This window comes from Paraclostridium dentum (genome assembly GCF_012922555.1).
Lineage (GTDB): Bacteria > Bacillota > Clostridia > Peptostreptococcales > Peptostreptococcaceae > Paraclostridium > Paraclostridium dentum.
This window is the reverse complement of record NZ_WIPK01000006.1, coordinates 81,538-93,254: the sequence shown is the minus strand read 5'-3', so window position 1 is coordinate 93,254 and position 11,717 is coordinate 81,538. Positions and strand designations below refer to the sequence as shown.

Annotated in this window: 9 protein-coding genes; all 9 read left to right on the top strand. The window is 27.2% G+C overall.

Annotation, left to right across the window (positions count from 1 at the left end; translation table 11 throughout):
• Positions 1-77: 77 nt before the first annotated feature.
• Entirely contained in the window at positions 78-848 is a 771-nt protein-coding gene (locus tag GFJ41_RS11130) for a LamB/YcsF family protein (protein ID WP_170075329.1), read from the top strand.
• A 14-nt stretch (positions 849-862) separates the two neighbouring features.
• Positions 863-2,053 carry an NRAMP family divalent metal transporter gene (locus GFJ41_RS11125; RefSeq protein ID WP_170075328.1) on the top strand — a complete coding sequence of 397 codons (1,191 nt, stop codon included), beginning with the start codon at positions 863-865 and terminating at the stop codon, positions 2,051-2,053.
• Between the two features lie 29 nt (positions 2,054-2,082).
• Complete coding sequence (pxpB, locus tag GFJ41_RS11120; RefSeq protein ID WP_170075327.1) at positions 2,083-2,778, top strand: 5-oxoprolinase subunit PxpB; 696 nt, start codon at positions 2,083-2,085, stop codon at positions 2,776-2,778.
• Positions 2,778-3,794, top strand: a complete 1,017-nt coding sequence (locus tag GFJ41_RS11115) for a 5-oxoprolinase subunit C family protein (RefSeq protein WP_170075326.1) — start codon at positions 2,778-2,780, stop codon at positions 3,792-3,794. Before pxpB ends, GFJ41_RS11115 begins: the two co-directional genes overlap by 1 nt.
• Positions 3,795-4,063: 269 nt before the next feature.
• Positions 4,064-4,633 (top strand): hypothetical protein, encoded by a 570-nt coding sequence (locus GFJ41_RS11110; protein WP_035115068.1) that lies wholly within the window; start codon positions 4,064-4,066, stop codon positions 4,631-4,633.
• A 27-nt stretch (positions 4,634-4,660) separates the two neighbouring features.
• On the top strand, positions 4,661-7,831 hold the full coding sequence (locus tag GFJ41_RS11105; protein ID WP_035115066.1) for a ligand-binding sensor domain-containing protein: 3,171 nt from the start codon (positions 4,661-4,663) through the stop codon (positions 7,829-7,831).
• A gap of 161 nt (positions 7,832-7,992) precedes the next feature.
• The gene (locus GFJ41_RS11100; RefSeq protein ID WP_035115064.1) at positions 7,993-8,841 is read left to right on the top strand and encodes a GGDEF domain-containing protein; all 849 of its coding nucleotides are present in this window, start codon (positions 7,993-7,995) and stop codon (positions 8,839-8,841) included.
• Complete coding sequence (locus GFJ41_RS11095; RefSeq protein WP_052169091.1) at positions 8,831-10,456, top strand: DUF2334 domain-containing protein; 1,626 nt, start codon at positions 8,831-8,833, stop codon at positions 10,454-10,456. The genes GFJ41_RS11100 and GFJ41_RS11095 overlap by 11 nt, the downstream gene beginning before the upstream one ends.
• Before the next feature lie 2 nt (positions 10,457-10,458).
• Positions 10,459-11,715 carry a glycosyltransferase family 2 protein gene (locus tag GFJ41_RS11090; protein ID WP_035115062.1) on the top strand — a complete coding sequence of 419 codons (1,257 nt, stop codon included), beginning with the start codon at positions 10,459-10,461 and terminating at the stop codon, positions 11,713-11,715.
• The last annotated feature ends 2 nt before the right edge of the window (positions 11,716-11,717 follow it).

Here is an 11,717-nt window from a genome sequence, read left to right as displayed (position 1 = left end):
TACCAGTATTTTTTTATTCATAAAATTTAAGTAGGACAATAAATAAAAATTAAAAATGTCTATAGGGGGAATAGAATTTGTATAAAGTAGATTTAAATAGTGATTTAGGAGAAAGTTTTGGTTGTTATAAAATAGGTATGGATGAGGAGGTTTTAAAGCATATAACCTCAGCAAATATAGCTTGTGGATTCCATGCAGGCGATCCCATACAAATGGATAAAACTGTAAAATTAGCGATGGAAAATAATGTTCAAATAGGTGCTCATCCAGGGTTTATGGATGTTATAGGGTTTGGAAGAAGAGAAATGAAAATTAGTAAAGATGAAGTTAAGGCTTACGTAAAATATCAAATAGGTGCACTAAATTCTTTTGCTATTTCAAATGGAGCAAATATACAACATGTGAAAGCTCATGGTGCTCTTTATAATATGGCAGCGAAAGATTATTATATAGCTTTATCTATAGCACAAGCAGTATATGAGGTTGATAAAAATATAATTCTTCTTGGACTTGCAAATAGTTCAATTATAGATGCCGGTAAAGATGTAGGATTAAGGGTTGCCAATGAAGTATTTGCAGATAGAGCATACAATAGCGATGGAACGTTAGTATCAAGAAGTCTTGAAGGATCTATTATACATGATACAAATATAGCAATAAAAAGAGTTATAAAAATGGTAAAAGAAAACAAAGTAGAGGATATAAATGGAAAATACATAGATATCAAAGCGGAATCTATATGTGTACATGGAGATAACCCTAAAGCTATAGAATTTGTAAAAAGCATAAAATCAGAGCTTATAAAGGAAGGCATAAATATATGTTGCATAAGTGAAGTTATTAAATAATTGGAGGGGTATTTATGTCTAATAAAAAAAACTTAACAGCTCTTATGGGAGCTGCTTTTATAATGGCTACTTCAGCTATTGGACCTGGATTTTTAACTCAAACAGCTAAATTTACAGAGTTATATGGAGCTAGTTTTGGTTTTGTAGTTTTAATTACTACTATATTTTTTGTTGGAGCACAGCTTAATGTGTGGAGAATAATAGGAGTATCTGGGCTTAGAGGCCAGGATATAGCAAATAAGGTTTTGCCGGGATTAGGTTATTTTATAGCTATATTAGTAGGAATAGGAGGATTTGCATTTAACATTGGAAATGTAGGAGGAGCAGCACTTGGGGTAAATGTAATGTTTAATGCCAATGTTACAATAGCTACTTTAGTATGTGGGTTTATAGCGATAGCAATTTTTTTAATAAAAGAATCTGGTCCAATAATAGACAGATTTACAAGATTATTAGCAATTATAGTAATAGTTGTAGTCGGATATGTTGCTATAATAAACAAACCTGATATGTATCAAGTTGTAAAAGGAACATTTATTCCAGAAAATCCAGGAGGATTGATTTTTCCAATAATAACTCTTTTAGGCGGTAGTGTAGGGGGATATATAACTTTTGCAGGAGGACACAGACTTATTGATGCGGGAATAACAGGAGAAGAGAATTTAAAGGATGTAACAAAATCTTCGATATTAGGTATAAGTGTAGCAACTATAGTAAGAATTTTATTATTTTTAGCGGTATTTGCAGTTGTTTCACAAGGATTAAGTTTAGATCCGGAAAATCCAGCTGCATCGGCCTTTAAATATGGAGCAGGAAATTTAGGATATAAATTTTTTGGATTAGTATTATGGAGTGCTAGTATAACATCAGTTATTGGAGCTGCATATACATCTGTATCCTTTATAAAAACGCTTCATCCATTAATAGATAAACATGAAAATAAATTTATAATTTTATTTATATTTATTTCAACATTGATAATGGCAGCAGTAGGAAAGCCAGCAAGTTTACTTATTTTAGCTGGGTCTTTAAATGGATTGATTCTTCCTATTACCTTAGGCGTTATACTATTAGCATCTAAAAACAAAGAAATTGTGGGTGAATATAAGCATCCAAAATGGTTATTAATTTTAGGGATCCTAGTAGTAATAGTTACTGCTGTAGGTGGTTTAATATCACTTAAAGATATAACGAAGTTATTTTAAAAATACTTGGTGGGGGGATAAAATTAGTTATGGAAACAAAATACTTGTTAGCAGGAGATAAAGCTATAGTAGTTGAATTTGGAGACATTATAGATGAAGAGATAAATAGAAAAGTTATAAATTTAATGAAGAATATAGAAGAGTCTAGTTTGATTAACTCTATATATGAGATGATACCAACATATAGATCTCTTATGATAATTTATAATCCATTAAAAATAACATTTAATAACCTTATAAATTCAGTAAAAAATATAGAATGTAATTTGAAAAATTTAGATAAAAGCGAAAAAAATGTAATTAAGATACCTGTATTGTATGGAAATGACTGTGGTCCTGATATATATACTGTTGCAAAACACAATGGATTAAGCATTGAAGATGTTATAAGACTTCATAGTGAAGCTGAATACTTAGTTTATATGTTAGGATTTACTCCTGGGTTTACATACTTAGGGGGAATGAATAGTAAACTAGAGACTCCTAGGTTAGATAATCCAAGGGCTAAAATACCGGAAGGATCTGTAGGCATAGCTGGAAAACAGACAGGAGTATATCCTATAGAGAGTCCTGGAGGATGGCAATTAATAGGAAGAACACCTATTAAATTGTATAATCCTAAAAGAGAAAATCCTATATTATTAAAAGCAGGAGATTATGTGAAGTTTACACCTATAACAAAGGATGAGTTCAATACATTTTTAAATGAAGGGGGGGCTAATTAGTGGGAGCTAAAGTTTTAAATAAAGGATTACTAAGCTTAATTCAAGGTGGTCCTAGGATAGGGTTTCAACAATATGGAGTTCCTGTTTCTGGAGCAATGGATGATTATTCATTAAGAGTTGCAAATGTGTTAGTTGGAAATGATGAATATGAAGCATGTATAGAATCATTAATAATTGGACCCACTATAGAGTTCGATGAGAAATCTATCATAGCAATAACTGGTGGAGATTTAGGTCCTATGTTAAATGGAATTAGAATTGATATGTATAGAAGTTATATTGCAAGTAGTGGAGATATATTATCTTTTTCTGGGATGAAAAATGGATGTAGAACTTATATTGCATTTGGTGGAGGAATAGACGTACCTATTGTTATGGGGAGTAAGTCAACGTATATAAAAGGCAATCTAGGAGGATATAAAGGTAGGGAACTCAGAGATGAAGACTATATAAGACTTTTAAAATTTGATGGGAATATTAACTCAATTTTGCCTAAAAAATATGTAAAAGAGTATGATAAAGAAATTATATTAAGAGCAATAAGGGGGCCACAAGATAATATGTTTGACTCAAAAAATATAAAAACTTTTTATAACTCTGTATATACTATAACAAATGAATGTGACAGAATGGGGTATAGATTATCTGGGGATAAAATTAATCATTTAGATGGTGCAGATATAGTTTCAGATGGAATAGCGTTTGGGGCAATTCAAATTCCAGGACATGGGAATCCTATTATCATGATGTCAGATAGACAGACAGTAGGAGGTTATACAAAAATATCTAATGTTATAAGCGTAGATCTATGCAAATTAGCTCAATGTAAACCAGGAGATAAAGTTAAATTTAAAGAAGTAGATATATATGAGGCGCATAGAACTTTAAAAAAATATGAAGATGAAATTTCTGAAATTAAGAACAATATAAAAAAGTTTGAATTAGTGAATGAAAAATTTTACAGTATAAATTTAAATGGGGTTAATTATAGTACTATATGTGAAGAAATACGTTGAATTTTAACAACTTTTAATAAATAAAAAAATTACCAATATAATTATATTGGTAATTTTTTTATTTATTTTTACTTATACCATTTCACAATCAATATATTTAGGATAAACCTTAACGCTACTCATAATGCATGTTATTTTTAATTTAAATATTTAATAGTATTTTTTAAGGTTCTGTACAAAATTTTAAAAAAATACTAATTTCGACAAAAACTTACAGTTAAAAAGTGTATACTCGTAGTAATAACAAAAAGTATTAAAGGAGTGATTCCATGAAAATAAAATTTGATTTATTTAGACGGGAAAATTCTAACTGTAATGAAAAAAATTACATAGCAGAAAATAACAAAAGCTATTTAAATAGAAAGTATACAGGCTATAGTTACTTAAAAGAATTTAATTTAAATAAAGACTGCTTGGATAAGTCTAATTTTGAATCTGGAGGTAAAGGGTTTTTAAAAAAAATAGATTGGATTAAGTCCAGTGATAGAATAAAAGAAATTAAATCATTAAATGAAGAAGACTTTTATACCTCTGAATTTAAAAAAAATTCACTGTATTATAGATCTATATATATATGTCCTAGCTGCAATAGTCATATGCTTTACAAAATTAGAGCATATAATATAGATACTGAATTTAAAAATAAAAATAAAAGGATACATCATATATATACGTGCCCGGATTGCAAAATATTTTTAGCATCAATTAGGATATATAGCAAAATACATTCTAGATGGATAGGAAATAAGCTTTCGAACTATGCACTTATAAGTGATAGTTACCCAAGATTAAAGTATAAAAAAATTTTAAACTATACTGAAGGTCTACACAGTGATTAATAAGTAAATATTTAGGAGAAAAAATTTATGCAAAGAATAAAATACTTAAAACTATTTATATCTATAGTTTTTGTAATGATACTCAGGGCTGATATTTCTAATGCACAAGAAAGTATAAATTTTAAAAATATAACTATAAACCAAGGATTATCTCAGGGAACAGTACAAGCAATAGAACAAGATAGTAAAGGGCGAATATGGATAGGAACAAATGATGGACTAAATGTTTACAATGGATATGAATTCAAAGTGTATGGTCAAAAAAAAGACCCAAAAAAAGGAATAGCAAATAGTTATATTATCGATATAAAAGAAGATAAGAAAGGCAATTTGTGGGTTGCAACTATAGGAGGGGTAAGTAAAATAAATACTGAAACTGATTCTATAAAAAACTACTATAATAGCAAAGATAATGGGAATTTATCAGATAGTAGTGTTTATGATATTTTAACAAACAAAGATGGGGATGTTTTAATTGCAACAGCAAATGGTGTAGATATATATGATGAAAAAAATGATAAGTTTAAACCAGCTATTAAAAACTTGAATGAACTAAAAAGTAAACACATATACGATATAACTGAAGATGATAGTGGCAACTATTGGATTGGGACTAAAAAGGGACTATATAAATTTGATAAAAAAGATGAAACGGTTGAACAATTTTTGACTAAAGATACTTTTGGAAAAGATTTAACTATATACAAAGTTTATTTTGATGGGGATAAGAACTTATGGGTTGGGACTAGAAATGAAAATCTATATAAAATAGATACAAAAAAAAATAAAATAAAAGAGTATGACCCTCCAGAAGGAATTGATAAAAACTCATCTATAAGAGACATATTACAGGATAAAAATAAAGAACTTTGGATAGCGACAGACTCGGGATTAGTAAAATACGATAAGTTAAAAGATAAGTTTAGAGTTTATCAAAAAGGAAAGTACGATGTAAATGGGTTAACCGATAACTTAATATTTTGCATAATGGAAGATAAAAGTGGTCTTCTATGGCTTGGTACTTATTCTGGTATAAGTATATTTGATTCAAAGACTAATATAAATTACTATAAACATGATCCAAACCCAGAAGATAAGACATCTATTTCAGATAATATGGTAAGTGGGATTTATAAGGATAAGGATGGTGTGTTATGGGTTGGAACAAATTCGGAAGGAGTAACGGTTTTAAATAGAGAAAAGGAAAAAACTTATTATATAAAAAGAAAAGATGGGCTAAGTAGCAACAAAGTGTATGATATAAAGGGAAAAGGAGACATAATAGTAATTTCCACAGATGATGGACTGAATGTAATAAATAAAAAAGAAAAAACGTTAAAGGTGTACAATAAAGATAATGGTTTAAAAAATAGCAATATAAGAAGTGTGCTTATCGATGATGATAATAAAGTATGGTTAGGAACAACTGAAGGGGCTGTAATATTAAATATATCTACAGGTGAAATAGAAGATATGTCTAGCTTGTCATCTAAATATAATATAGAAGATAAATTAAATGGATGTATTTATAAAGATAGCAATGGAATATATTGGATAGGGTATTTTTTAGATGGTGGACTTTTAAAATTTGATCCAAAGACTCAAAAAACAAAATTATATAGGATGAGAGAAAATGACTCAAACTCTATAAGTAATAATTCTGTAAGAGTTATAAATGAAGATAAACAGGGTAACTTGTGGATAGGTACAAATTATGGGCTTAATAAATTTAATCCAAAAACAGAAAAGTTTGAAGTTTACACAATGGAAGATGGATTACCTAATAATACTATATATGGAATAGTTATAGATAAATCAGATCATATATGGGTAAGTACAAATTATGGATTATCAAAATTTGATTACAAAAAAAATGAGTTTACAAACTTTGATATAGTAGATGGATTACAAGGAAGAGAATTTAATGGGAAATCATTTAATATAAGTGATGATGGTGAAATTTTTTTTGGAGGAACAAACGGCTTAAATTCGTTTAGATGTGAAGAGCTAAAGAAGAAGAAATATTATATAGACTTATCTATAGGAGATATATATGTAAATGAAAAAAGATATAACAGTATTGAGGATGTTAATTTTAAATTCAATGAAAATAATATAAGTATAGAGATGTTTTTACCATACTATAAGAATATGAGGGATACTAAGTATTATTATAAGATAGAGGGAGTAGACAAAGACTTTAAAGATGTTAAAAGTAATAAATTAAACCTGGTAAATCTAAACCCAGGTAAATATACTTTAAAGCTTAAGGCAATAAATAATAATGTAGCTGAATCTAATGAAAAAACAATTGAATTTTCTATAAAACCTCCAATTTGGAAAAGTAAAATAGCTATGGTTATCTATGGAATTATATGCATATTTGCTATTTTATACTATGATAGTAAAGTAAAGTTACTAGACTCTATGGTAAATAAAAGAACAAAGGCACTTACAAAGGAAATTGAAAAAAATGAAAAATTATTTAATAAAGTTTTAAGTTTAGAAAAGAAAAAAAATAGCTATTTTGTAAACTTGTCTCATGAATTAAGAACTCCATTAAATGTTATATCATCAACTGAACAGCTAATAAGCATTATGCTTGATAAAAAAGGTTTAAGTAAAGAAAATCTAAAGTATCATATGAGTGTAATTAATAAAAATGCAGAGAGGTTATTAGAATTAATTACAAATTTAATGGATATAGAAAAAATAGAATATGGAAAATATAAAATTAATAAAACTAAGCAAGATATAGTTGAGGTTATAGAAAATGAAGCTTTAAGGCTAAAAAATCATGTAGAATGTAAAGGAATAGATTTGATAATAGATCCAGAGATAGAAGAAAAAATAGTTAGCTTTGATAAAATAGAAATAAAAAGATGCATAGAGAACTTAATAAGTAATGCTGTAAAATACACACCAGAAGGTGGAACTATAGAATTAGGTATAAAAGATCATATAAATGAAGTAGAGATATATGTAAAGGACAATGGAATTGGAATAGATGAAGAACATAAAAAGATTATATTTGACAGATTTAGACAAGTAGTAGATGCAAATGAAGAAATTCAAAACTCAAGTGGATTAGGGCTTACGATAACTAAAGAAATAGTAAACCTACATGGAGGAGAGATTTATATTGAAAGTGAATTTGGAAAAGGTAGTAAATTCATTATAATACTACCAATTGAATAACTAAATAAAAAATAGAATACACTAAGTGTGTTCTATTTTTTATTTTAAAAATTTAAAAGGCAAAAAATGTTAAAAAAAATCGAAAAAACGCGAAAAAAGCAAAAAAAGGAGTATAATATACACATGATTAATTAAGTAAAAAATATAAATAGGAGGGGAAAATGGATAAGTTATCAAAGAAAATAGACTCGTATATGATAGCACTCGTATTAGAATTATTTATTGTTGTAATGATATTATTTATATCAAAAGAAAATACTAATTTTTTATTGAATTTTATCATGCTAGGAATTACATTTTTAATTTCGATAACAACATATATAGGAGGCATTATATTTGGTCTTATATTAACATCAGTAGCAATATTTTTATATGCATCTTTAATATTTTACAGAAACACAGTATTGAATATAGATATAAACTATATATCTTATATTTGGATGTTAAGCATGCCTATCATATGTATGACGAGTGGAAGATTATCTAATGTTATTTTAGCACTTCAACAAGATAACAAAGTATTAAAAGACAAATATAAAAATCTTGTTACAGTTGATGAAGTAACAGGTCTTGGAAATATTAAACATTTCTATTCTACTTTAGAAAAAGAAATGAGTAAGTCAAATCGACACAAAAATAAGCTAACATTAATGATGATAAAGCTTCCTTATTATAAAGAAATTAGAAAAATAATTGGAGAAGAAAAAACATATAACTTAGTTAAAAGTGTAAGCAATATAATAATAGATTCTACAAGGTCTGAAGATGAGAGATATTACTTGGAAAGTGACATGATAGGGATTATAATGCCATATACCGACTTTAATGGTGCAAACACAGTAAAAGAAAGAATTAAAAAAAATATAAGTGAATTAAACTTAGAATTAAATCAAGGTAAGTCATATATAGATATAGATACAAAAATAGCTATTGTGGAATATAAAGAAGGTATAAATGGTTCTATAGAATTTAAAAATTTATGTGAAGAGGAGCTTCAGTATGATGTGTAAAAAGTATATTGCTATAATTCTAAGTATTTTATTAGTTTTTAGCAATAGCAGCCTAGTTTTTGCAGACATACAGAAAAAAGAAAAAGCTCTAATAATATATCAAAATCAAAAAACATTTTCCTACAAAGAGAATGTAGTAAATCACTTAAATGAACTTTTATATAGATTTAATAAGAGAGTAGATAATATATATGTAAATGACTACAAAAAAGGAACTCTAACAAAATATGATTCAGTATTTGTAATAAATATAGAAAATGAAATAAATAATACTGATTTGTTAGATGATTTAACAAATTATAAAAACGGTATATATTGGATAGGAAATAGAATTGAAGACTTATTAAGCTATAGTAATAAGTATGATTTAATATATGATAAAAAGGTAAATAGTATAAATGAATTAAATTATAAAGGGAAAAATCTAACTATTTCTGGAAGTGATTATTTTGATGTAGTTAATACTAGAGGTGAAAATAATAAGGTATTAGCAACTATGAAAGATTCTTATAATGAATATCCTTATGTTATAAACAATAAAAATTTATATTTCATTGCAGAGTACAAAATAGATCAGTCTTTCATATTTGAAGATACTTTAAATGATTTTTATAATATAAAAAACTCTGAAAAAGGCAAAGTATTTGTAAGGATTGAGGATGTGCATTTATTTAGAGATAAAAATAACCTAAAAGAGATTGCAGACTATTTATACTCTGAAGGCATACCTTTTATGATAGCATTAATTCCAGCGTATGTAGATAGCAAAACTGGTAAAATAAATACCATAAAAGATGATCCAGAGTTTATACAAACTATAAAGTATATGCAAGATAGAGGTGGTAGCGTTATTTTACATGGATATATGCATTCTTTAGATAAAAGAGAGATTTCAGGAGAAGGATATGAGTTTTGGGATATGGAAAAAGATGAGCCTATATCTGAAAATATGGAGAACTATGTTAAGGATAGAGTTTTAAGTGGATTAAGAGTGTGTGTAGAACAGGGTATTTACCCTCTCGCTTTTGAAGCGCCTCACTATGCTATGGATCAAAATGGCTATACAGAATTAAAAAAATATTTTTCAACTTATGTTGGGCAATACCAAAACAATAACGAAAACTTTGCTACAAGTAGTTTTCCATATATTATAGAAGGAAGTAAAAACTTCAACATTTTAATTCCTGAGAATTTAGGATATATAGAACGAGACAATAAGTTTTCAATAGATATTATAAAGAATAACTTTTATAAACTTTCTATGGTAAGAGGATACACTGGAGGTTTTTTCTTTCACCCTTATATGAATATAGATTATTTAAAACAAGTTATATCTTACTTAAAAGACAATGATGCAGAGTTCTTAAATTTAAAAGATATAAATAATTATGTAAGAATTGATGATATAAATATAAAATCGAAAGATGGTAAAATAGATGTTACGTATGATAAGAATAAGTCAAATGAAAAATCTAAATCTGAGATAAACTTTGAAAACTCTATGTCTAATATAAATAAGATAATCGTAATATTTATATCTATTGTATTGGTTATATTTACGATAATATTTATATTCTTTAGATTTATAAATAGACGGAAATTTAGAAGGAGATAGTTATGAATAGATTTACTATAGTAGATTACTTATTTTTATTTTCTTTAATATCTATATGGGCGATACTTTTTATAAATATTCTTTTAGCTGCAAGTGGATATGTATATTATCTTAAAAATCTTAACTTCAAAGATGAAAAATTAAAAGAATATCCATTTGTATCTATATTAGTTCCAGCTCATAATGAGGGAAAGGTTATAGGGAAAACTGTAGAGTCATTATTATTATTAGATTATCCAAGAGACAAAATGGAATTAATAGTGATAAATGATAATTCAAATGATGATTCTAAAGATATACTTCAAAGTATAAAAAATAAATATAAAAAATATAATTTCACCATTATAAACACAGATAATATTACTGGAGGTAAAGGAAAATCAAATGCACTAAACATTGGATATCAAGAAGCAATAGGAGAATTTATTGCGATATATGATGCAGATAACACTCCAGAAAAAACAGCACTTAGATATTTAATCCAAACCATAGTAAAAGATGATAAGTTAGGCGCTGTTATTGGAAAATTTAGAACTAGAAATAAACATAAAAACATTTTAACAAAATTTATAAATATAGAAACGTTGAGTTTTCAATGGATAGCTCAAGCAGGACGAAGACAATTATTAGGGCTTTGTACGATACCAGGAACTAACTTTGTATTAAGAAGGACTACTATTGATAAGTTAGGAGGATGGGATACTAAAGCAATAGCTGAAGATACAGAAATAAGTTTTAGAATCTATAAATTAGGACAAAGAATAACGTATGTTCCTCAAGCTGTAACTTGGGAACAAGAGCCAGAGACTATAAATGTATGGATAAAGCAGAGAACTAGATGGGTTAAAGGAAATATATATGTACTAGTTAAGTATATAAAAAATATATTTAAAGGTAAGCAAAATAGAGTATTATTCGATATAGTATATTTCTTCTCAGTATATTTTTTATTTTTAACTTCAGTTGTAATATCAGACTGTATATTTGTTTTAAGCTTACTTAATATAGTACAGGTTAATATACCGTTTAACTTTTGGATTGTATGGGTATTATCATATGTCCTATTTATTTTGCAAGTTAGCATAACTTTATCTATGGAAAAAGGAGAAAGTGGACTTGAAAATATATTTTTAGTTGCAATTATGTACTTCACATATTCACAAATGTGGATATTAGTAGCGATTAAGGGGATGTTTGGACATTTCCAAGATATATTTTTAAAAAGAGAAGCTAAATGGTATAAAACAGAAAGGTTCTAGGG